This window comes from Gilliamella sp. B2887 (assembly GCF_026537015.1).
Taxonomy (GTDB): Bacteria; Pseudomonadota; Gammaproteobacteria; order Enterobacterales; family Orbaceae; genus Gilliamella.
The window spans coordinates 116,433-140,526 of sequence record NZ_JAFNMX010000001.1 but is presented as its reverse complement, the minus strand read 5'-3'; the positions used below and the strand labels follow the sequence as shown (position 1 = coordinate 140,526).

General features: G+C 34.9%; 23 protein-coding genes, 1 tRNA gene and 1 other RNA gene. 19 read left to right on the top strand and 6 right to left on the bottom strand.

The annotated features are described in order from the left end of the window. Nucleotides 1–5: 5 nt before the first annotated feature. The 3 genes from J3U13_RS00605 to accB are packed head-to-tail and all read right to left on the bottom strand — an operon-like array spanning nt 6 to nt 2,550. The gene (locus J3U13_RS00605; RefSeq protein WP_267339450.1) at nt 6–644 is read right to left on the bottom strand and encodes a bifunctional 4-hydroxy-2-oxoglutarate aldolase/2-dehydro-3-deoxy-phosphogluconate aldolase; all 639 of its coding nucleotides are present in this window, start codon (nt 642–644) and stop codon (nt 6–8) included. A gap of 58 nt (nt 645–702) precedes the next feature. Next, complete coding sequence (accC, locus tag J3U13_RS00600) at nt 703–2,049, bottom strand: acetyl-CoA carboxylase biotin carboxylase subunit (protein WP_267339449.1); 1,347 nt, start codon at nt 2,047–2,049, stop codon at nt 703–705. A gap of 33 nt (nt 2,050–2,082) precedes the next feature. After that, nucleotides 2,083–2,550, bottom strand: a complete 468-nt coding sequence (gene accB / locus J3U13_RS00595) for an acetyl-CoA carboxylase biotin carboxyl carrier protein (protein WP_267339448.1) — start codon at nt 2,548–2,550, stop codon at nt 2,083–2,085. A gap of 367 nt (nt 2,551–2,917) precedes the next feature. Here accB and J3U13_RS00590 point away from each other — a divergent pair, with 367 nt between their 5' ends. The 6 genes from J3U13_RS00590 (at nt 2,918) to J3U13_RS00565 (ending at nt 9,174) form a co-directional block, all read left to right on the top strand. Further along, nucleotides 2,918–3,961 carry a rod shape-determining protein gene (locus J3U13_RS00590; protein ID WP_025316140.1) on the top strand — a complete coding sequence of 348 codons (1,044 nt, stop codon included), beginning with the start codon at nt 2,918–2,920 and terminating at the stop codon, nt 3,959–3,961. 139 nt (nt 3,962–4,100) lie between these two features. Beyond that, nucleotides 4,101–4,943, top strand: coding sequence for a rod shape-determining protein MreC (mreC, locus tag J3U13_RS00585; protein WP_267339447.1), 843 nt, complete (start codon nt 4,101–4,103; stop codon nt 4,941–4,943). Beyond that, a complete protein-coding gene (mreD, locus tag J3U13_RS00580) occupies nt 4,930–5,415 on the top strand; it encodes a rod shape-determining protein MreD (protein WP_267339446.1) in 486 nt (161 codons plus the stop codon). Before mreC ends, mreD begins: the two co-directional genes overlap by 14 nt. A gap of 14 nt (nt 5,416–5,429) precedes the next feature. Then, nucleotides 5,430–6,905: a ribonuclease G gene (gene rng / locus J3U13_RS00575; protein WP_267339445.1), complete on the top strand. Its 1,476-nt coding sequence runs from the start codon at nt 5,430–5,432 to the stop codon at nt 6,903–6,905. Between the two features lie 112 nt (nt 6,906–7,017). Then, entirely contained in the window at nt 7,018–8,475 is a 1,458-nt protein-coding gene (gene tldD / locus J3U13_RS00570; protein WP_267339444.1) for a metalloprotease TldD, read from the top strand. A gap of 30 nt (nt 8,476–8,505) precedes the next feature. Next, complete coding sequence (locus J3U13_RS00565; protein ID WP_267339443.1) at nt 8,506–9,174, top strand: DedA family protein; 669 nt, start codon at nt 8,506–8,508, stop codon at nt 9,172–9,174. Between the two features lie 33 nt (nt 9,175–9,207). Here J3U13_RS00565 and rnpB read toward each other — a convergent pair. From rnpB to J3U13_RS00550, 3 genes are all read right to left on the bottom strand, one after another. After that, an RNA gene (gene rnpB, locus J3U13_RS00560) (RNase P RNA component class A) lies at nt 9,208–9,596 on the bottom strand. Between the two features lie 192 nt (nt 9,597–9,788). Further along, nucleotides 9,789–10,151, bottom strand: a complete 363-nt coding sequence (locus J3U13_RS00555) for a hypothetical protein (RefSeq protein WP_267339442.1) — start codon at nt 10,149–10,151, stop codon at nt 9,789–9,791. A 153-nt stretch (nt 10,152–10,304) separates the two neighbouring features. Continuing rightward, a complete protein-coding gene (locus J3U13_RS00550; RefSeq protein WP_324169955.1) occupies nt 10,305–10,604 on the bottom strand; it encodes a helix-turn-helix transcriptional regulator in 300 nt (99 codons plus the stop codon). Between the two features lie 177 nt (nt 10,605–10,781). Between J3U13_RS00550 and J3U13_RS00545 the strand changes: the two genes are divergently transcribed. From J3U13_RS00545 to nlpI, 13 genes are all read left to right on the top strand, one after another. Continuing rightward, nucleotides 10,782–11,138, top strand: coding sequence for a DNA-binding protein (locus tag J3U13_RS00545; protein WP_267339441.1), 357 nt, complete (start codon nt 10,782–10,784; stop codon nt 11,136–11,138). A gap of 69 nt (nt 11,139–11,207) precedes the next feature. Beyond that, the gene (gene proQ, locus J3U13_RS00540) at nt 11,208–11,756 is read left to right on the top strand and encodes an RNA chaperone ProQ (protein WP_267339440.1); all 549 of its coding nucleotides are present in this window, start codon (nt 11,208–11,210) and stop codon (nt 11,754–11,756) included. Between the two features lie 9 nt (nt 11,757–11,765). Continuing rightward, complete coding sequence (gene prc / locus J3U13_RS00535; RefSeq protein ID WP_267339439.1) at nt 11,766–13,841, top strand: carboxy terminal-processing peptidase; 2,076 nt, start codon at nt 11,766–11,768, stop codon at nt 13,839–13,841. A 38-nt stretch (nt 13,842–13,879) separates the two neighbouring features. Continuing rightward, entirely contained in the window at nt 13,880–13,969 is a 90-nt protein-coding gene (locus tag J3U13_RS11410) for a YnhF family membrane protein (protein WP_416380322.1), read from the top strand. Between the two features lie 73 nt (nt 13,970–14,042). Further along, nucleotides 14,043–14,130 (top strand) — tRNA-Ser (locus tag J3U13_RS00530). A 149-nt stretch (nt 14,131–14,279) separates the two neighbouring features. Further along, nucleotides 14,280–15,173: a 50S ribosomal protein L3 N(5)-glutamine methyltransferase gene (gene prmB, locus J3U13_RS00525; protein ID WP_267339438.1), complete on the top strand. Its 894-nt coding sequence runs from the start codon at nt 14,280–14,282 to the stop codon at nt 15,171–15,173. Nucleotides 15,174–15,201: 28 nt separating this feature from the next. After that, nucleotides 15,202–16,275, top strand: a complete 1,074-nt coding sequence (aroC, locus tag J3U13_RS00520; RefSeq protein ID WP_267339437.1) for a chorismate synthase — start codon at nt 15,202–15,204, stop codon at nt 16,273–16,275. After that, on the top strand, nt 16,272–17,024 hold the full coding sequence (locus tag J3U13_RS00515; RefSeq protein WP_267339436.1) for a TSUP family transporter: 753 nt from the start codon (nt 16,272–16,274) through the stop codon (nt 17,022–17,024). Before aroC ends, J3U13_RS00515 begins: the two co-directional genes overlap by 4 nt. A 1,484-nt stretch (nt 17,025–18,508) precedes the next feature. Next, complete coding sequence (locus tag J3U13_RS00510; RefSeq protein ID WP_267339435.1) at nt 18,509–19,231, top strand: MBL fold metallo-hydrolase; 723 nt, start codon at nt 18,509–18,511, stop codon at nt 19,229–19,231. A gap of 203 nt (nt 19,232–19,434) precedes the next feature. Continuing rightward, complete coding sequence (locus J3U13_RS00505; RefSeq protein WP_267339434.1) at nt 19,435–20,358, top strand: LysR family transcriptional regulator; 924 nt, start codon at nt 19,435–19,437, stop codon at nt 20,356–20,358. 149 nt (nt 20,359–20,507) lie between these two features. Next, on the top strand, nt 20,508–20,777 hold the full coding sequence (rpsO, locus tag J3U13_RS00500) for a 30S ribosomal protein S15 (RefSeq protein ID WP_267339433.1): 270 nt from the start codon (nt 20,508–20,510) through the stop codon (nt 20,775–20,777). 275 nt (nt 20,778–21,052) lie between these two features. Further along, nucleotides 21,053–23,167, top strand: coding sequence for a polyribonucleotide nucleotidyltransferase (gene pnp / locus J3U13_RS00495; RefSeq protein WP_416380323.1), 2,115 nt, complete (start codon nt 21,053–21,055; stop codon nt 23,165–23,167). A 23-nt stretch (nt 23,168–23,190) separates the two neighbouring features. Next, nucleotides 23,191–24,051, top strand: coding sequence for a lipoprotein NlpI (gene nlpI / locus J3U13_RS00490; protein WP_267339432.1), 861 nt, complete (start codon nt 23,191–23,193; stop codon nt 24,049–24,051). The last annotated feature ends 43 nt before the right edge of the window (nt 24,052–24,094 follow it).

The window sequence follows — 24,094 nt, the reverse complement described above, 5'->3', positions numbered from 1 at the left end:
AATAATTATTTGGCGCCAGTAACGGCTTCTTTTGCCATTTGAGTAATTTTATCAAAATCACCATTAGAAATAGCATCGGTTGGAATAAACCAAGTCCCACCAACACAAAGTACATTACTAAGTGCAAGATAATCCCGATAATTTTTAGGATTTACACCGCCAGTAGGGCAAAACTTCATATATCCACAAGGACCAGAAAAAGCTTTTAATGCAGCGACGCCACCATTAATTTCTGCTGGAAAAAATTTTAATGCTGTTAAGCCATATTCTTGGGCTGTTAATAACTCAGAAATGGTCGCAATACCAGGAATTACTGGAACAGGTCCTTCAACTGCAGCTTTTAAAATGGCATCAGTTATGCCTGGAGTAATCACAAATTCAACTCCAGCTTCTGTAACTTGTTTAAGTTGTTCAACACTTGTTACTGTACCTGCACCAACCACTGCTTCTGGAACTTCTTTAATGATTTTTTTGATTGCTTCAAGCGCACATTCTGTTCGTAATGTAACTTCAAGAACTTTAACACCGCCATTAATTAACGCTTTTGCCAGTGGCACGGCATCTTCAATTCGTTCAATAACAATAACAGGAACAACAGGGCCTATGGTTAAAATTTCTTCAGCACTTCTTTTCCAGTTTTTCATTTGTTTCTATCCATATTTAATAAATAGCAATAATCCCTAAATGATAGGGATTATTTTGTTATTCGTAAATGCCTAATTTCTTCTCTAAATAATGAATGTTTGTTCCTCCTTTTTGGAAGTCTTTATCATTCATAATTTCAATGTGAAGATCTATATTTGTTTTAATACCATCAATCACTAGTTCTGCTAATGCATTTTTCATTCGTGCAATAGCAACTTCACGAGTTTCACCATACGCAATTAGCTTACCAATCATTGAATCATAGTAAGGCGGTACTGTGTAACCCGCATAAATGTGTGATTCCCAACGAATACCAAAACCACCTGGCGCATGGAAGCGAGTAATTTTACCTGGTGAAGGCATAAATGTTTTAGGGTCTTCGGCATTTATACGGCATTCAATGGCATGACCTTTGATTTCAATATCACTTTGTTGGATAGAAAGAGGTTTGCCTGCGGCAATTAAGATCTGTTCTCTAATCAGATCTACACCTGTTATCATTTCGGTAACTGGATGTTCAACCTGAATACGCGTATTCATTTCAATGAAATAAAATTCACCATTTTCAAATAAGAATTCAAATGTTCCTGCGCCACGATAACCGATTTCAATGCACGCATTAACACAGCGCTCACCAATGAATTTGCGCATTTTCGGGGTAATGCCAACTGCCGGTGCTTCTTCAACTACTTTTTGGTGACGTCTTTGCATTGAACAATCACGTTCACCTAAATAAATAGCATGGCCTTGACCATCAGAAAGCACTTGAATCTCAATATGACGAGGGTTTTCGAGGAACTTTTCCATATAGACCATGTCGTTATTGAAAGCGGTTTTTGCTTCTAATTTGGTCATTTTTATTGCTTGTTCAAGATCTTTTTCTTCTCGAACAATACGCATACCACGACCACCGCCACCACCGGACGCTTTGATAATAACCGGATAGCCGATTTGTTTGGCGATCTGCTTATTATTTTCAATATCATTGCTCAAAGGTCCATCAGAGCCAGGCACACAAGGTACGCCAGCTTTTTTCATGGCATGAATTGCTGACACTTTATCACCCATTAAACGAATGGTATCAGGCTTTGGTCCAACAAAAACAAATCCAGAACGTTCTACTTGCTCAGCGAAGTCTGCGTTTTCTGATAAAAAACCATATCCAGGATGAATTGCTGCTGCACCTGTAACTTCAGCGGCAGAAATTAATGCAGGAATATTGAGGTAACTTTTAGCGGAAGCTGCTGGACCTATACAGACAGTTTCGTCTGCAAGTAATACATGTTTTAAATCTTTATCTGCCGAGGAATGAACAGCGACAGTTTTAATTCCAAGTTCTTTACATGCTCGTAGGATACGTAGAGCAATTTCTCCACGGTTAGCAATAAGAATTTTATCAAGCATATTCGATCTCTTAATCTTATAAATAAGTTAATATTATTCAATGATGAATAGTGGCTGATCAAATTCAACTGGTTGACCATTTTCAACTAAAATAGCTTTAATTGTGCCTGCTTTTTCAGATTCAATTTGGTTCATCATTTTCATCGCTTCAACGATACAAAGTACATCACCGACATTGACAGTTTGACCAACTTCTACAAAAGCTTTCGATTCTGGGCTTGGCGTGCGATAAAACGTTCCAACCATTGGCGATTTTATAGTAGTACCTGCCGGAGCGGGAGTAATAGGATCCGTTTCAGCTACACTTTCACTTGCTGAGCTAGGAGCTACAACAACTGGGGCAGCTTGAGGGATTTGAATGTTTTGTATTGGCGCTGAATAGTTTGCTGTAGGTATTGATCGACTAATTCGAACTGATTCTTCACCTTCAGAAATTTCAATTTCTGAAATACCTGACTCTTCAACTAATTCAATTAATTTTTTAATTTTGCGTATATCCATGAATTACACCGTGTTTATTTGATATAAGTAACAATTATTTAATGCATCCTTAATATCTCAAAAGTAATCTTTTAAAGTGATAATAAGGCAGTAACTCAACATTAACGCGGAAGCATACACTGTAAATTAGATTTTGTCATTATATATCTTTCCTTTACAAACTGTTATTATACTATTTTCTAGGTATTATTTTAGAATTGCGATACAATAGAAAAACCTAATTGTTATTGAAGCAAACAGGTTTTAAAAAATAATCTAGAATACTATTTTATACGATATAAAATTAAAATTAAGTATTTTATTCTATGGTTTGCTTCAAGTACTCACTAACACTTAAACAAGATTATTTCTAGGAAGAGTTTTTATTATGTTCAAAAAAGTTCGTGGCTTGTTTTCAAATGATCTATCGATTGATTTAGGTACAGCTAACACCCTTATTTATGTAAAAGGTCAAGGTATTGTACTAAACGAACCTTCAGTTGTCGCCATCCGTCAAGATCGCACAGGCACACCTAAAAGTGTCGCTGCTGTTGGGCAGGCTGCGAAACAGATGTTAGGACGTACTCCAGGTAATATTGCTGCTATTAGACCGATGAAAGATGGCGTAATCGCTGACTTTTCTGTAACTGAAAAGATGTTACAGTATTTTATCCGTCAAGTGCATAGCCACAGTTTTTTAAGACCAAGTCCTCGTGTATTAGTTTGTGTACCAGTTGGTGCAACACAAGTCGAGCGTCGTGCTATTCGTGAGTCAGCATTGGGCGCAGGTGCCCGTGAGGTTTATTTAATTGAAGAGCCGATGGCTGCAGCTATTGGTGCGGATTTACCTGTTTCATCGCCAACAGGTTCAATGGTCGTTGATATTGGTGGTGGTACCACTGAAGTTGCCGTTATTTCGTTAAATGGTGTTGTCTATTCGGCATCGGCAAGAATCGGTGGTGACCGTTTTGATGAAGCAATTATCAATTATGTTCGTCGAAATTATGGTGCATTAATTGGTGAGGCGACCGCTGAACGAATTAAACATGTTATTGGCAGTGCCTATCCTGGAGATGAAGTTCTTGAAATTGAAGTTCGTGGTCGAAATCTTGCTGAAGGTGTGCCTCGTAGTTTTACTTTAAATTCTAATGAGATTTTAGAAGCGCTTCAAGAACCACTTAGTGGTATCGTTAGTGCTGTTAAAGTTGCGTTAGAACAATGTCCACCTGAACTGGCTTCGGATATTTCCGAACATGGAATGGTATTAACTGGTGGCGGTGCTCTATTACGTAATATTGATAAATTATTATCGGCTGAAACGGGTATTCATGTAGTTGTCGCCGAAGACCCTCTTACATGTGTAGCAAGAGGTGGTGGTAAAGCTCTCGATATGGTTGATATGGAGGGAGGAGATCTCTTTAGTGAAGAGTAATTATTATTTACTTATTGATTAATTTCATATTTATGAAGTCGATGGTCAATAAACATCTCATTTTTTCCGCCGACATAGTCGGCGGAGTCATATCTTGAATTAATTAGATTTTAAGCATATAACAGGTAAGCACTGGATAATGAAATTACTTTTTTCTAAACGTTCTCCTCTTAGTGTGCAATTATTTATATCTTTACTATTATCTTTTATATTAATAGTATTAGATTTAAATTATCGTCCGTTTAAAGAAGTTCGTTACTATTTAGATACAATGATTTCGCCATTGTATTATATTTCAAATGCGCCAAAAGCGACGTATGACACACTGTATGAGATGTCAAAGACACGCGAAGTGTTAGAAAAAGAAAATGCAAATCTAAATAATATATTGCTTGAAAAAAAGACAGATTTATTATTGCTTGAGCATCTTAGACATGAAAATGATCGATTAAGAGAATTACTCGGATCGCCTTTAAGACATGATGAACATAAAATGGCAGCTCAAGTCATATTAGCTGATACTGACCCTTATGTTTATCAAGTTGTTATCAATAAAGGTAAAAAAGAGGGTGTTTACATTGGTCAACCTGTAGTTGATGATAAAGGTATTGTTGGGCAAATTTATGAAACAGCTCAAAATACTAGCCGAGCAATTTTAGTTTGTGATTATCAACATGCAATACCTGTACAAATATTAAGAAACGATATTTCTATGGTGGCAGTTGGTAACGGATGCAGTAATGATTTAACACTCGATTTTTTACCAAATAATGTTGATATTAAAGTTGGTGACATATTAGTAACTTCTGGATTAGACGGTCGTTTTCCTGAAGGTTATCCTGTCGCAATAGTCAGTTCAGTTAAACTTGATATTAGCGATTCAACTCCAGTTATTTCAGCAACGCCGACAGCCGATTTAAAACGTTTACGTTATTTATTATTACTATGGGGAGATCAAGGAGTAAAGCATGAGGGCTCGTAATAGCATATTAATTATTTGGTTCACTTTGTTAATAGGCTTATTTTTTCAAATTATACCTTGGTCACCATCATATGATATGTTTAAACCACATTTATTTTTATTAATAATCGCTTATTGGTTAATTACTATGCCATATCAGATTGGTATAGGTACAGCATTTGTGTTTGGTTTAATAATAGATTTATGTTCAGGGACAATATTAGGTGTTCATGCCTTCATTTATTCTTTAATTGCTTATTTACTCGTATTTAAATACCAATTGCTGAGTAATTTAGCTTTATGGCAACAGGCTTTTATCTTATTTGGTATTTCGGTTTGTTATAATGCATTAATATTTATATTTCAGGTAAGTATTTATCATACAATTACTATGTCACCATATATATTATTATCAAGTTGCGTTGATGGTTTTTTATGGATATGGATATATTTGCTAATGCAAAGAATAAAACAAAACTTTGCAATTAATTAGGGGAATATTTCTGTATGTCAGTTGAATTATTAATGAATGTCACTCCATCCGAAACGCGAGTTGCTTATATTGAAGATGGTGTATTACAAGAAATTCATGTTGATCGTGAATCTCGTCGAGGCATTGTCGGTAATATCTATAAAGGAAAAATTATTCGTATTTTGCCTGGTATGCAGGCAGCATTTGTCGATATCGGTCTTGAAAAAGCTGCATTTTTGCATGCATCAGATATCATGCCTCATACTGAATGTGTTTCGGATTCAGAGCAAGAGCAATTTCAAGTAAAAGACATTTCTGAACTTGTCCGTCAAGGACAAGATTTAATGGTACAAGTAGTTAAAGATCCTTTAGGAACTAAAGGTGCTCGTCTTACAACCGATATTACTTTACCGTCACGTTATTTAGTATTGATGCCAGGTCAAAATTCCGCTCATGTTGCTACTTCTCAACGTATTGAAAGTGAAGAAGAACGCCAAAGATTAAGAGATATTGTTGAACAATTCGTAACTCCAGATGGTGGTTTTATTGTTAGAACTGCCGCAGAAGGTGCAAACGCTCATGAGCTTGAGCAAGATGCAAATTTTTTAAAACGGTTATGGAGTAAAATTCAAGAACGAATGGCTCGTCCTACCAGCAAAAATTTAGTTTATGGTGAGTTAGCTTTATCGCAACGCGTGTTAAGGGACTTTGTCGGTGATCCAATTGAGCGTATTTTAGTCGACTCTAAATTAACTTACGATCTTTTAGTCGATTTCACTCAAGAGTTTATGCCAGAAGTGACCAATAAACTCTTTCATTATCGTGGTAACATTCCGATATTCGATCTATATGATACTGAAAATGAAATTCAGAGAGCATTAGATCGCAAAGTTAAACTAAAATCTGGTGGTTATTTAATTATTGACCAAACCGAAGCCATGACAACAATTGATATTAATACTGGTGCATTTGTTGGTCATCGAAATTTAGAAGAGACAATTTTTAATACCAATATAGAAGCAACCATCGCTATTGCTCGTCAATTACGATTACGCAATTTAGGAGGTATTATTATTATTGATTTTATCGATATGCAAGAAAATGTACATCAAGAACGTGTATTACAATCATTGCAGGATTTTTTATCAAAAGATCGAGCTAGAACGACGATTAATTCATTTTCAACATTGGGATTAGTTGAAATGACACGTAAACGAACTCGAGAAAGTATTGGACATATTTTGTGTGAAGAATGTCCTGCTTGTAAGGGTAGAGGGATGGTTAAATCAGTTGAAACTGTTTGCAATGAAATTTTACGTGAAATTGTTAGAGTGTATAAAGCTCATCGTTCTGAATATTTTTTAGTTTATGCGTCATCTGCTGTTGCTAATGCTTTAACTATTGATGAGTCACATGCACTTGCAGAAGTTGAAGTCTTTGTTGGTAAAAGAGTTGAAGTAAAAATTGAACCACTTTATATTCAAGAACAATATGATGTGGTACTAATGTAAAACAGTAATGTGTTAAAAAGTTTCAGGTTAACTATACGTTTCTGTATGGAAATAAAAGAATAATGGATATATATCAGAAAGATAGCATCAAAAATTAAAATTTAAGGAATTTATGATATTAACTCAAGTGAGTGATCGACTACTCAACCCTAATAATTTAAGTCAACATGATATTTTGCATTTGCTTGATATGTTAAGTTCAAGGCAAATTGATTTTGGAGATTTATACTTTTTATCTGGCTATTACGAAAGCTGGGTATTGGAAGATAGCATTATCAAAAATGCTTCTTTCCATCGTGATCAAGGTGTTGGTGTTCGTGCAGTTGTTGGCGAAAAAACGGGTTTTGCCTATACTGATCAGCTTTCTCTAACTCGTTTAGAGCAAAGCGTATTGGCAGCCAATTCCATTACTAAACAGCAACCTCCTATTGTTGTTACGCCGCTTAGAACAGCTAAAACCGTACCATTGTATGCATCAATTAATCCAATTAATTCTTTTTCTCAAGAGCAAAAAATTGCATTGCTGCGACATATTGATCAGTTAGCAAGGTCAATTGATAAAAATGTAATTGAAGTATCAGCCAGTTTAACGGGTAGTTACGAAGAAATTTTGATTGCAGGTACTGACGGTACACTATGTGCCGATATCCGTCCATTAGTTCGTTTATCTGTTTCGGTTATTGTAGAAAAAGATGGAAAACGTGAGCGTGGTGGTAGTGGCGGTGGAGGTCGTTTTGGTTATGAGTATTTTTTGAACATTAATCCTAAGGCGTCTGAAAGCTTTGCTGATAGTTATACTCGTGAAGCTGTGCGGATTGCATTGGTTTCATTATCTGCTAAAGCTGCTCCAGCAGGTACAATGCCAGTAATTTTAGGTGCGGGTTGGCCTGGTGTATTACTTCATGAAGCGGTAGGGCATGGTTTAGAAGGGGATTTTAATCGCAAAAACAGCTCGGTGTTTTCAGGAAAAATTGGTGAAAAAGTTACTTCGGAACTCTGTACAATTGTCGATGATGGAACAATTGAAAATCGCAGGGGATCATTATCAATTGATGACGAAGGTACAGTAAGTCAAAAAACTGTTCTTATCGAAAAAGGTATTTTAAAAGGTTATATGTTTGATAAGATTAATGCTAAATTAATGAATACATATTCAACCGGTAATGGGCGTCGTGAAGGCTATGCATGTTTACCTATGCCAAGAATGACCAACACTTATATGTTAGCAGGAGAATCGTCTTTCAACGACATTATCAACAGTGTAGATTATGGTCTTTATGCACCTAATTTTTCTGGCGGTCAAGTTGATATTACTTCGGGTAAATTTGTTTTTTCAACATCAGAAGCTTATTTGATTGAAAAAGGAAAAATAACTACGCCAGTTAAAGGTGCAACTTTGATTGGCTCCGGCATTGAAACCATGCAACAAATATCGATGGTAGGGAACGATCTTACATTAGATTCAGGTGTAGGCATTTGTGGTAAAGCTGGACAAAGTGTTCCTGTAGGAGTTGGACAACCCACTTTAAAAGTGGATAACTTAACCGTTGGTGGAACGATTAATAACTAATAATTATAAATGAAATGGGAAATTAAATAGATGGAAACAATCATTACTCTTTATCATGCTTTTGTTAATCTGGATGTGGCAACGCTATCAAATCCTAATGTGCTTTGGACGCTTTACGGTATGTTATTTGTCGTTATTTTATTAGAAAATGGAGTTTTACCAGCAGCATTCTTACCAGGTGATAGTTTATTATTCTTAACTGGAGTATTGATTAGTCTCGACGTTTTTCATTTTGGTTTAATAAATGTTATTTTAATTGCTGGAGCCGCTTTAGGTACTTGGTTAGGTTATGCACAAGGTCTTTGGTTAGGTAACACTAAGCTTGTACAAAGCTGGATGGAACATGTTCCAGAAAAATATCATAAAAAATCAGAAGTTTTATTCCATAAATATGGATTACAAGCTCTTTTTATTGGGCGATTTATTGCTTTTGTACGTACGTTATTACCTATCATGGCGGGATTATCAGGATTACATAGTCGAAAATTTCATATTTATAACTGGATAAGTGCAACATTATGGATCTTCTTAATTGTAACATTAGGTTATTTATTTGGTTTATCGCCAGTTTTTAATAAATATGAAAAACAAATCATGTCTCTTCTTATGTTGATTCCAGTTTTATTATTATTATTAGGATTAATTTTCTCGTTGTGGCTTGCTTTTAAACGTTGGTTAGCAAAGAAGAAGCAATCTTGAGATTTAATTTTACAGATGAATTTATAAATAAGAGGGCGAAATTAACCGATAAGCCGGGTTCTGTCGTGGACAATCATTCCTCTAGGCTAATACTCACGCATTAGCTCAAGCAGTCTACCCGGATTCAACGCGGGCCGCGCCAATGAATCCCTATTTGACCTTGCTCCGAGTGGAGTTTACCGTGCCACAACTGTTACCAGTTGCGCGGTGCGCTCTTACCGCACCCTTTCACCCTTACCTGTTCTTATAAATAAGCCATCGGCGGTATACTTTCTGTTGCACTAGTCGTGAATGTTCGCTCACGCCAACATCCCCCAGGCGTTACCTGGCACTCTGCCCTATGGAGCCCGGACTTTCCTCCCCTTTGTTTGTTTCCTTTTTACAAAGGACAATAACAAAGCAGCGATTGTCTGGTTAATCTCGTTAATGAGTATAACTTAATGTATGATTTTGTCCAGTAATGTCTGTTCTTAATTAGATAGATGGGTAAAGTGTATACTTTTTTATACGGTTATTATCGGAAAAAGATAGAGTTGCTCTTAAATGAAGTAAAATAATTCACGCTAATAGCACATTATAGCAATGTGCTATCGGTATAAATAAAGTAAGTGTAACTACCATCTTTTATGTTCATGATTTTCATCATAATTATACCAAGTTACTACGCCTTTCGAAATGATAACATCCAATGTTCCGCTGATAGCATTAGATTGGGTCTCACCAATAATTAAATGGCTGGTTGAGCTTTTTCTAATGTATTTATATGTCCATTGTACTTCATCAGAATTAATCACTTTCTTACTTGCCGGTTCACCAAATAACGATATTATTTGTGCTTCAGTTGTTGAACCTTCAACTATACTACTAACTTTGTCTTTACTTAGTGGTGTACCTTGTTCAATAAAATTATTTTGTGTACAACCCGATAATAATATGATTGAGAATAAAGCGATAAAGAACTTATTAACATTTTTCATTATATTGTAACCTGATAATTAATATTTTTTCTCCATGAATGTGAATGATAGCATATGTTTGGTAACGTTCAAGATCTACAAAAAACTTAATCTACATCAAGATAGAAATGTTGTTTTTATTTCTATATGTTTCCATAATTTCATCACTCTTTATTAATTTTTTTTTTGTTTAGTCATGGATTTTCGCTTTTTTTTCTTCTTAAGTCGTAGTACGCGCTTTATCGGTTGATTGGTTATGGAATCTATATAACGACTGGGCCAAATTTCATGTGGCTCCATATTTAATGCTTGTGCAATAATAAATTCTCCTTTTGTCCAAGGTCTAGCTAAAGCATTACTCAATGTCGATGAACTTAAACCTGATTGTCGAGAAAGATTAGCAAGCGTTGTGCCTTTCTTTTTTAGTGCGGCAATAATATCTGCAGGATGCCAATCACTAGAATCAATTTTCATTTTTTATTTCCTCTTAGTTTATAACCTTGTATATCTATGATATGCTTTGATGTTACTTAAACAAGTAAGTTTATAATCTAACTATAGTTATTTATGACTTCTTGTTTCTTATTTATTGTATCAAAGTTTCTTTAATTTCTATAATTTTTTCTTATTGTGTTAAAATGGGATAGTAAAATGAAAGAATGGTTCTCATCAAAAGAGCTATCAAGTATTGCCGGGATGCCATCAACGATACAAGGTGTTAATCGTAAAGCAAGAGCTGAAAATTGGACTGCACGCAAAAGAACGGGTGTTAGAGGAAAGGCTTTAGAGTATCATATAAGCAGCTTACCTCTAAGTGTCAAAAAAGCATTATATCTTGAAGAAGAAAGTGCTACATATGTTGTTTCACCAATTGATCCATTGCAATTATGGATGACAGCATTTGAACAGTTATCTGTTGATGAAAAATCCATTGTTATATCGTGGTTAATGCGAAACGGCATTAAAGATTTTATAAGTTTTATTAATAAACATAAAAAAGATAGTTAGTGTTATTGCGCAAGCTGCGATATACTTTAACGCTAGTAAAAAATCAATTTAGTTGCTATGGAATAAACAATGGAAAGTCAGTTTCAATTAACAAATAGTAAAGATATTATTGTATATTTAGCTCAACAATTTCCAAATTGTTTTACTCTTGAAGGTGAAGCAAAACCTTTAAAAATTGGAATTTTTCAAGATATCCTTTCTCGCTTGGATGATGAGGCGCTAAGTAAAACAAAACTTCGTGTTGCCTTACGCGCTTATACCATGAGTTGGCGCTATTTATATAGTATTAAAGAAGGCGCTCATCGTGTTGATTTAGATGGAAATCTAAATGAACTTATAAGCAAAGAACAAATGGAATATGCTCAACAACAATTAAAAGAAAGTAAACAGAAAGCTAAAGAGCGTTTAAAAGAGCGAACACAAAAAGAAAAACGTAAAAATTCACGTCCGTCTGTCAAAAAAGCCAAAACATTAAAAATAGGTGATTATGTTAAAGTAATATTAGGTAATAAACCGTTAAAAGTACAAATCATTAATATTGAAAAAGAGCATATCAAAGTAAATGTCGGATCTGGTATGGAATTAACTGTTAAACCTGAGCATATTATTACCAAATAGAGAATTTGAATGAATAAATTACTCAAAGGCACTATTAAATTAAGCCTTGCACTATGCATTGTAAGTCTAAGTGTACAGGCCAAACAGCCTGTCGCTGAACAATTACCAATACTTAAACAAGATGATGTTCATCAAGTTGTAGCTAAGCGAGTAACAAATTTTTTTACTCAAGCACATTATCGTAACTTTGCATTAGACGGTGCATTTTCAGCTAAAATTTTTGATCGCTATTTTAAAATGCTAGATGGTAGTAAAGCGATATTCATTCAAGACGATATCGATACTTTCCGCAACAGGCAAGAGTTATTAGGTCAAGAATTATTTGATGGTAATTTAAAAACGGCATACGATATCTATAATCTTGCAATGCGTAAACGTTATGAACGTTATAAATATGCGCTTAAAGTTTTACAATCTCCAATGGATTTTTCGACTAACGATGAAATTGATTTTAATCGTGAAGATATATCTTGGGCAATTACTGAAAAAGAGCTCGATTCTTATTGGAATAAGCGTGTTAAATATGATGAGCTTAGCTTATCTTTATCTGGAAAAACTGAAACTCAAATTCGAGAAATATTGACCAAACGTTATAATCGAGTTTTAAAAACTATTGAACAATCAAATAATGAAGATGCTTTCCAAGTCTTTATGAATGCATTTGCGCGAGAAATAGATCCTCATACCAGTTATTTAGCACCACGTAAAAAACGTGATTTTGATTCGGAAATGAGTTTATCTTTTGAAGGTATAGGTGCAACACTTAGTCAACAAGACGATTATACAGTAATCATGTCTTTTGTTACTGGCGGACCGGCTGAAAAAAGTAAATCAATTGCCGTAGGTGATAAAATTATCGGTGTTGGGCAAAGTAATTCTCCTATAGAAGATGTAATTGGTTGGCGTTTAGATGATATCGTTGACAAAATTCGAGGTCCGAAAGGAACAGTGGTTAAACTTGAAATATTGCCCGCGGGTAACAATAGTAAACCAAAAATTATTGAACTTACTCGAGATAAAATTCACTTTGAAGATCGTGAAGCAAAATTAAATATTGTCGATAACCCGCGAGGAAAAGTTGGTATTATTGATATACCAAGTTTTTATATGGGATTAACCGATAAAGTCGAATCTCTTTTATTGGATGCTAATAAAGCTAAGTTACAAGGTCTGGTTATTGATTTACGTAATAATGGTGGGGGTTCTTTAGCGGAGGTTATCTCTTTGACAGGACTTTTCATTGATTATGGACCAGTAGTTCAAGTTCGCGATAATCTTCAAAAAGTAATTGTTTATGATGATAAAAATAAAGGTATTGAATATACAGGTCCCATTGTTGTAATGGTCAATCGTTATAGCGCTTCTGCTTCAGAGATATTTGCTGCAGCGTTACAAGATTATGGTCGAGCTGTAATAGTCGGTGAAACAACTTATGGTAAAGGGACTGTTCAAACCTCACGAAATATTGCTTATCAAACAGATGCCAGACTCCATCCTAATTGGCCCGAGTTAGGTGGTGTACAATATACTGTACAGAAGTTTTATCGTATCAATGGAGGGAGTACACAACTTAAAGGTGTTGAACCCGATATTGAAATGGGCAAAACAAAATATGACGATGAAACAGGTGAACGTTTTTTAGATAATGCCATGCCATGGGATAAAATACCATCATCTGAATATTTAACGCTGACTAATATAAAACCAATATTGCCTTATTTGAAATCAGAACATTTAACTCGAATTTCAAATAATCCAGAATTTGTTTATATCGATCAAGATATTCAAGAGCTTAATGATAAAAAAGAACGTCGGTATATTGTGTCTCTCAATAAAAAGAATCGTGAAGCTGAACAAAAAAGTTATGAAGATCGTGATTTAAAAAGAACCAATGAACGTTTAGCTCGTGAAGGTAAACCACCCATTTCTAAATTAGAAGATTTACCTAAAGATTATAAGCAACCAGATGCTTATTTAAATGAATCAGTCGAAATTCTTTTGGATTTAGCGCCTAAATATCCAAATATTGAGGTAAAAAAATCAACTCAAGAGGTTATTTCACTTAGTTCACCAATTAATAAATAGGTTTTGGTCAATAACAGAATTATTGGAGAAAATTTAAGATGTGTACAGATTTAAAATTTGCTTTAATGACAACAGTTGCAATTCTATCCGTTTTAGTTGTGTTTGGTATCATTGTTTTTACGCATTAAAAAAACTTGATTAATTAGCTTGAGATTATTATAGTATGCAACCTGCTTTTTCTAAAGCAGGTTGTAAATATAAGGTGAGGTGTCCGAGTGGTTGAAGGAGCACGCCTGGAAAGTGTGTATACGGCAACGTATCAAGGGTTCGAATCCCTTCCTCACCGCCATATTTATTTTAGTTTTTGGAAATGAAGAATCTTTTGTTCAATGTGATTTACATATATCATTTTCAATATTATATTAGTGCATTTCCTCATTATAATGTGATCGGAAGTGACGAGTTATACCTTCCCTCTCCTTAATCATTGGAGCCATTATGGAAAACTTACGCACGGTTCAGGATTTTATACGCTGGACATCATCGCAACTTAGTTTATCAGATGCTTTTTTAGGTCACGGAACTGATAATCCTATCGATGAAGCTAAACAACTTATCTTAACCACTTTGGGTTTATCACTGTTTATTCCTACCGAATTTTATTCAGCAAATCTTACAAATGATGAAAAACAAGAGCTTTTCAATGTAATCCAAAGACGGATTCATGATCGAGTGCCAACACCATATTTAACGAATCAAGCATGGTTTTGTGGACATAGTTTTTATATTGATGAACGAGTCTTAATTCCTCGTTCTCCGATTGGTGAATTAATTGATAATCACTTCCAATCTTTATTATCCCAATCACCCCAACAGATTTTAGATCTCTGTACAGGTAGTGGATGTATTGGTATTGCGTGTGCTTACGCTTTTCCTGATGCACAAGTTGATATTACTGATATTTCATTAGAAGCATTAGATGTAGCACAACAAAATATCGACTTGCATCAAATGAATTTCCAAGTAACACCAATGCTATCTGATTTATTCAATGATATTCCAACAAAACAATATGATCTTATTGTTACCAATCCTCCTTACGTTGATAATGAAGATATGGACGATTTGCCTGATGAGTTTTCCTATGAGCCTAAATTAGCACTTGAAGCAGGATTTGATGGTTTAGATATCGTTAAACGAATTTTAAGTGATGCAATTAATTATTTATCACCACAAGGTGTATTAGTTTGTGAGGTAGGAAATAGCTGGGTTCACTTACAAGAGCAATATCATCAAGTACCTTTTCAGTGGTTGCAATTTGAACGAGGTGGGTTAGGTGTTTTTTCTATCACTCGAGAAAAGCTGATTCAATATCATCACTGTTTTATTTAGGCTATTTTCAATATTCGGAAAAATTATTATGGCTGGAAACTCAATAGGAAAATTATTTAAAGTCACAACATTTGGAGAGTCACATGGTATTGCTTTAGGTTGTGTTGTTGATGGTGTGCCTCCTGGGCTCGCTTTGACTGAGTCAGATATGCAACATGATCTTGATCGTCGTCGTCCAGGTTCCTCGCGTTATACAACTCAACGGCGTGAAGCTGACCAAATAAAAATCTTATCAGGCGTTTTTGAGGGGGTAACAACTGGTACTAGCATTGGTCTATTAATTGAGAATACCGATCAACGTTCCCAAGACTACAGCAAAATTAAAGATATTTTTAGACCAAGCCATGCTGATTTCACTTATCAACATAAATACGGGATCCGCGATTATCGTGGTGGTGGGCGTTCTTCGGCACGTGAAACTGCGATGCGAGTTGCTGCTGGTGCAATAGCAAAAAAATATTTGTATGAAAAATTAGGGATCACCATTCGCGGCTATCTAGCCCAAATGGGTGAGATAAAATGTCAATTAAAAGATTGGCAACAAGTTGAAAAAAATCCATTTTTTTGTGCTGATGAAAGTAAACTTGAAAAATTAGATGAATTATTAAGATCATTAAAAAAAGAAGGTGATTCAATAGGGGCGAAGGTTTGCATTGTAGCTGAAAATGTACCAGTTGGTTTAGGTGAACCTGTATTTGATAGATTAGATGCCGAACTTGCCCATGCACTAATGAGCATAAATGCTGTAAAAGGTGTAGAAATCGGTGATGGTTTTGATGTTATTAGTAAACGTGGTAGTGAAAACCGTGATGAAATAACTCCACAAGGTTTCTTATCTAACCATGCTGGTGGTATTTTGGGTGGAATTAGCTCAGGGCAAACTATTTTAACGAGTATTGCATTAAAACCGACGCCAAGTATTGAAATCGCAAGTCAATCTATCAACATTCATGGTGAGAGTGTTGAAGTATCAACACATGGACGGCACGATCCGTGTGTCGGTATAAGGGCTGTGCCAATTGCTGAAGCAATGGTTGCTATTGTTTTAATGGATCACTATCTTCGTTATCGGGCCCAGTGTAATGATATGAATAAATTATGAGTGATGAACTCTTATTATTATTATTTGCTCTTGCTACTTTAGCTGGATTTATCGATTCAATTGCTGGTGGTGGAGGATTATTAACCGTACCTGCATTATTGGCAGTTGGCTTACCTCCAGCGAGCGCCTTAGCCACTAATAAATTACAAAGCTGTGGTGGATCATTTTCAGCCAGTCTTTACTTTATTCGTGAACGCATGGTTGATTTAAAACAGCAAAAATGGGCGATTATATGTGCTTTTATCGGCTCGGCGCTTGGCACATTATCAGTCATGCATATACAAGCGAACTTTTTAAAATTATTATTACCCATTTTAACCATCAGTGTAGGGCTCTATTTCTTATTATCCCCAACCATTGGGGTAAATGATCGTAAAAGTCGCTTAACCATAATCCAATTTGCCATATTACCAGCGTTAATAATCGGATTTTATGATGGATTCTTTGGTCCCGGAGCAGGCTCATTCTACGCACTTGCCTATATCTCTCTAGCTGGTTTTAATTTAACCAAAGCCACTGCACACACGAAAGTACTTAATTTTACTTCTAACTTAGCGGGTTTAATCTTTTTTATTGTTGGTGGAGAAGTGGTTTGGTCAATTGGTTTAGTCATGCTTGTAGGCCAATTTATTGGTGCAAGGTTAGGAGCAAAAATGGTTATCACCAAAGGGCGAAAACTAATAAGGCCCATGCTTATTACCGTCTCGACCATTATGAGTATCAAACTCTTCTATGAAAACTTCTTTTAGTGATTCAGTTTTACACTTAAACGTATGTTTTTTCTTTTATGCTCTGGCTGGCACTTTATAGGTGAATGTAAAAACAAAAAACAAAAAACAAAACGGTATACACTCCTGAATATTTTTTACAACTTAAATGATCATTTACTTATAAAACACGATATTCAAAAAATTCATTCGTCACACTAAAATTTCATTTAACAGCTTATCTTATTGGTCGGTTGTAACCCATTTTTATCACTTTGCCATCCGTTATTTTGTCAAAAATTTTGAACAAAAGGGGGGACGATTCCGTAAAAAGGATTATTCAGCTATTAAAACTTAACCAACGTTCCGTGCAAAATGTTCAAAAACCATTGGTAAAAGTTCAATTCGGTTTCTCTTTTTTTGATAATGCTAAGGCAATAAGCTTGATGGATATTTCATTAATTTATTAATGATATCAGTAAGTTATATTCATAATTCAAATTTAAAGAATTTTAAAAAAAGATTGCAAAATATACGAAAAGAGTGTTTTATAATCTTTTTTAGATTATTTGTTAACGTGAATTCAACTTAGGTTATAGTAACACGGTTATTATTGGTTTTGTTCCGGCTGGCAATGTGATCGGTTGGATCATGCCGTTGCTCACCCTGATGCACCGTCAATAGAGTTTGGTAAAAGGATACCGAACGGATATCACAAGGATCTGATGCGTGTCCGAATCCTTACCCTAATTGAAAATAACTGAAATCACTTCCAAAGCTAAAGCCGGGTTAAAAAAACACGGCATGCCTAAAGGGTAGCAAGGAAAGTACAATAACGTCAGCATGGGACAATATCTTAAACTGAAAAATCCACCCAATTTTTAGATCATGGGCAACAAGTCCGGGCAAATAATTTTGCCATTATTATAATTGTCAGGTGATAAACCATTCAAAATGGCATTAATCCGATTATCGAATAAGGGATTTTAACCTATGCACAGGGAAGCAGAATCTTATTAGTCCAGTAGGTATAGAGGGCTCAGACAGCACCTTTGCCAATCAGGGTGATATAAACCTGCAAGCCCAAAATGCCCAAGTTAATCTGGTCACTAAGCAGGACATCAAAATCAGCAGTAAAAGCATTGAGTTATGGACAGCGGATCATATATATATAAAAAGCAATACCATGTAAAAATGGTTTGATCGCTGCTATTTTATTAAAAGAATTAGAGCGAAAAAATTTGATGATTTAGGCAAAGCACTCACTGAATAGCGTCAAGCACGATAGAAGATGTTTTAATATGTATAGCGAATTTTTATAAGGAGCTTATCAAAGCCATTTAACTATTTTCCTTGATGTGTAGAAAACTGCTGTTTTGCTCTCGCTAGTTGGTCTTAACGCTTCAGTTCGTACGTTGAAGCTGAATGTAGAAATATATTGGTAAAGAATAAGTTTCAAAAATTAAATTTTATGTTATTTTAGTTAATTCAAATTACATAGTATTCTCAAATAAGCTAAGTACAAAATGATAATTGAAGTATTAGATATAAATTTTGATTATAATGGCGTTTTACAGGTCATTCATCCTGTTATTATACAAGATGATAATAATATGATATTAATTGATGCTGGGTATCCTTGTCAGTTCAACTTATTTGAACAAGAAGCAAAAAAAAAGGATCTAAATTTAAATAAGTTATCTCATATTATTATTACACATCATGATTTTGATCATATTGGCTCATTAGCTGATTTTAAAAAAAAATATCCTTATATTAAAATATTGTCATCTAATGTAGAAAAAGCATATATCGAAAAAAGAAGAAAACCTTTGCGTTTAGAACAAGCAGAAAAAAGATATTCTTCCTTATCTGATGATGAAAAAAAGCAGGCTATTACTTTCCATAATATATTAGAAAGTATAGAAAGGGTTGAAGTTACTGATATTTTAAGTAATCACCAAATTTTAGCTATAAGTCAAGGTGTTGAGGTTATTTTTACACCAGGACATACTGAAGGTCACATATCCTTATATATTAAGGAAACCAAAACGCTTATAGCTGGTGATGCATTGGTTTTGGTTGATGATCGACTAATTATTCCTTATCCAGAATTTGCTTATGACTTATCTCAAGCACAAAGTTCAGTGAAAAGTTTATTTCATTACCAAATTGAAGAAGTGATTTGTTATCATGGCGGTATTTATAAAGGAAACTGGCAAGATATATTAATATTAGATAATTGGTGAGTAGAATAATTATCGAGGAAATTAAAAATTAATTACAGTTATGATCCATATCATGAATAAAAAGTTATATTAAATTAGTTTATCTATTTTGTGTAATTAGAGTTTTGGACTGTAGTTTTTTATTGCGCTTGTAATTATATTTTGTATATAGTTGAATTTATTTTGCAAAATGATTTGTTTATAACAATCAATTAAGTGATGCTATGAAACTTCAACAGTTACGTTATATTTTAGAAATTGCCCGCTCAGGTTCAATAAATGAAGCGGCTAAAAATTTATATATTACCCAACCCAGTTTATCAACTGCCGTTAAAGAATTAGAAACAGAATTTGGTATTGAGATTTTTGTGCGTACGTCAAAAGGGGTTTCACTTTCAACCGATGGTGTGGAATTTTTAGGGTATGCTAAGCAAGTATTGGATCAAGCTGAACTGTTAGAGCAACACTATGCTAAAAAAGCACCATCGAAACAGTTATGTAGCATTTCAACTCAGCATTATGCATTTGCAGTCAACGCTTTTGTTAATCTTATTAAAAAAAATCACACCGATGAATACGAGTTTACATTACGAGAAACTAGAACTTACGATATCATTACTGATGTGGCTAATTTACGTAGCGAAGTCGGCATTTTATATATTAATGATTTTAATCAAAAGGTCATTTTACGTTTATTAAAAGAGCATCGGCTGACTTTTAATCCTCTGTTTGAAGCGGATCCTCATGTATTTATCAGTACTAATCATCCTTTAGCTGATATGAAATTACTAACTTTACATGATTTAGAAGAGTATCCTTACTTATCGTTTGAACAAGGTGAGTATAATTCGTTTTATTTTTCGGAAGAGATTTTGAGTACGGTATATCATAAAAAAAGTATTCATGTTAGTGATAGAGCAACTTTGTTCAATTTACTACATGGTTTAAATGGTTATACTATAAGTACGGGAATATTAAGCACAGATTTGAATGGTTCTGATATTATATCTATACCGCTCAAAGTGAAAGAAAAAATATTAGTAGGGTGGATTACCTCTCAAAAAGTACAATTGAGTATTTCGGCACAAAATTATATTGAAGCACTTAAAAAACTCATTCAAGAAGAGTATGGCTATACCATTAAATGATGCCAGTGCAATAAAAACAAATCAAATTGCTATTTCAGTAAATTCTAGTATAATTGCGCACGATTCATATATCTAGTATATGAATATCGAGGAGTGTCTGAATTAGAGATCGGTCATTCCATATTTTATGTTAATTTAAGAGGTTTATTATGTCTCTAACTGTAGAAGCTAAAGCGAAAATCGTTGCCGACTTTGGTCGTGGTACTAACGACACTGGTTCAACTGAAGTTCAAGTTGCACTTTTAACTGCACGCATTAATGACTTACAAGGTCATTTTTCTGAACATAAGAAAGATCACCATAGTCGTCGTGGTTTGTTACGCATGGTATCTAGTCGTCGTAAATTATTAGATTATTTACGTCGTAAAGATTTCGAACGTTATAGCCAACTGATTCAAAAATTAGGTTTACGTCGCTAATTTATAATCTACTAGGAAAGAGGCTTAGGCCTCTTTTTCGTTGTGAAAAATTAGGGCTCTGATATAATGCTGAGTTCGAAAAGTAAAAGATTATATCTCATGTTTCGCGCGACTAATGAGAGTTCTATAATTTATAGATTTGTCATTAGTCGTGACAGTGAAATAATCTTTTGTTGATCATTCCCACATTGTTGAAGTAAGTATCATAACTAAAGTTGTGCTGATCTCTATCAAAATATCAAACTTCAACAAAATTACTACAAGAGGACATTATTTTGTTTAATCCGACATATCAAAAATTTCAATATGGTCGTCATACCGTCACTTTAGAAACAGGCATTATGGCTCGTCAAGCAACTGCTGCTGTAATGGTTAATATGGATGATACTGCTGTATTTGTAACGGTTGTTGCTGACAAGAAAGTTAAAGAAGGCCAAGACTTCTTCCCTTTAACAGTTAATTACCAAGAACGTACTTATGCAGCTGGGCGTATTCCTGGCGGATTTTTTAAACGTGAAGGCCGGCCAAGTGAAGGGGAAACTCTCATTGCTCGTTTGATCGACCGACCACTTCGTCCTTTATTTCCTGAAGGCTTTGTTAATGAGATTCAGATTATTGCCACGGTTGTATCAGTTAATCCAGATGTTAGTCCTGATTTGGTTGCTATGATTGGTGCTTCTGCTGCGCTATGCCTATCTGGTGTGCCTTTCCATGGTCCAATTGGTGCAGCTCGTGTGGGCTTGATAAATGATGAATTTGTTTTAAATCCTTCAGTAAAAGAGCTAGCGACAAGTCGTTTAGACTTAGTGGTTGCTGGTACTAAAAGTGCGGTTTTAATGGTTGAATCTGAAGCAGATTTATTAACTGAAGATCAAATGTTGGCGGCGGTCGTTTTCGGTCATGAGCAACAACAAGTTGTCATTGATAATATTAATGAGTTTGTGACTAAAACTAATTGCGAAAAATGGGATTGGGTTGCACCAGTTAAAAATGAAGCACTTTATAATGCTGTTTCTGAATTAGCAAAAGATCGCTTAGGTGAAGCGTATCGAATTACTGAAAAACAAGCGCGCTATGCTCAAATCGATTTAATTAAAGAAGAGGTATTAGCGGCACTTAAAGAGAAAGATGAAGAACTTGATGAAAACGAAGTTATCAATATTATTGTTGATTTAGAAAGTCAAATCGTTCGTCAACGCGTTATTGCTGGTGAACCACGTATTGATGGTCGCGAAAAAGATATGATTCGTGCGCTTGATATTCGTACGAATGTCTTACCTAGAACTCACGGTAGTGCATTATTTACTCGTGGTGAAACTCAAGCATTAGTAACAGCCACTTTAGGTACTGAACGTGACGCTCAAATTATTGATGAGTTGACCGGTGAATACACTGAACGCTTTTTATTGCATTATAACTTCCCTCCGTATTCTGTTGGTGAAACAGGTATGGTTGGTTCACCAAAACGCCGTGAGATTGGTCATGGTCGTTTAGCTAAACGTGGTGTTGCAGCTGTAATGCCGAGTATAGAAGAGTTTCCTTACACGGTTCGCGTTGTTTCTGAAATTACGGAATCTAATGGTTCTTCTTCAATGGCTTCTGTATGTGGTGCGTCATTAGCACTTATGGATGCTGGTGTACCAATTAAGTCCTCCGTTGCTGGTATTGCAATGGGGCTAGTGAAGGAAGGCGATAAATTTGTCGTTTTATCTGATATTTTAGGTGATGAAGATCATCTTGGTGATATGGACTTTAAAGTAGCGGGTACCCGTGAAGGTGTAAGTGCATTACAAATGGATATCAAGATTGAAGGTATCACGAAAGAAATTATGCAAATTGCGCTTAATCAAGCAAAAGGTGCTCGTTTACATATTTTAGGCGTGATGGAACAAGCTATTAATAAACCTCGTCAAGAGATTTCAGAGTTTGCACCACGTATTTATACCATGAATGTCAATCCGGACAAAATTCGCGATATTATTGGAAAAGGTGGCGCAACGATTAGAGCCTTGACCGAAGAGACGGGTACCACTATTGAAATCACTGATGATGGTACTGTTAAAATTGCTGCTTCAGACAGCAATAAAGCGAAAGACGCAATGGCGCGCATTAATAATTTAGTTGCAGATGTTGAAATTGACAAAATTTATGCAGGTAAAGTTACACGGATTGTTGATTTTGGTGCTTTTGTATCAATTATTGGTGGTAAAGAAGGTCTTGTCCATGTATCACAGATTGCAGATCATCGTGTTGAAAAAGTCTCTGATTATTTAAAAGTTGGACAAGAAGTGAATGTTAAAGTGTTAGAAATTGATCGACAAGGTCGGATTCGTTTGAGCATGAAAGATGCTGTAGAACCAACAACAGAAGCAGCTCAAACTACCGAATAAAAAATTATTCACTAGGAGTTAAGATGAGACAATACAACCTGATGAGAATTATTAGCTTTTCATTAGCAATTATTCTTATGTCAGGTTGTTGTAATTCTCAGCCTTTGCTTGCTGTTCCTGATCAAGTCTCCTATGATGACGAACTGAAAATTGCACAAATAAGTCAACAGTTATCTCAAAAAGACATTGATACAGTTACGCGGATACAGCTTATATTTCAACGTGGCATTGTTTACGATTCACTAGGCTTCAAAGCATTTGCGCAAAGTGATTTTAGTTACTTGATGGAATTCAATCCTGAAATTCCAGACATTTACAATTTCATGGGAACTTATGCTTTACGTGAAGGGGATTTTGACAATGCTTTAATGTCCTTTAATACGACATTAGAACTTGATCCAAATTATGCTTATGCTTATTTAAATCGTGCCATTACTTTATATCGTACTGGTCATTATCAATCAGCAGAACGCGATGCACATCAATTCTATCAATTTGATGTGAATGAACCGATAAGAATTTTATGGCTTTATTTAATTGACAAAGAGATAGATAATAAAGCTGCACAAAATAAGCTACAAAAACGTTATGATCTTATGAATGATAAAACGATTTATAGTAGCGATATCATTGCATTTTATTTAGGTAAGATTAATGAATCTAAGTTAATGCAAAATCTTCAACAAGGCGTTGAAAGTAACCGGCAACTAGCCGAACGTCTTTGCGAAGCCTACTTTTATTTAGGTAAATATTATCAAAGTAAAGGTAACAACGAGCGTGCTAAAATGTTATTTAAATATGCTTTAGCTAATAATATTTATAACTTTGTTGAACATCAACAGGCGCTCTATGAAATGAAGTTACTTGCAGAAAATGAAAAGTAACATGGGTCATGCCAGTTTTAAAAGTGAAAATATTGTTATAGCG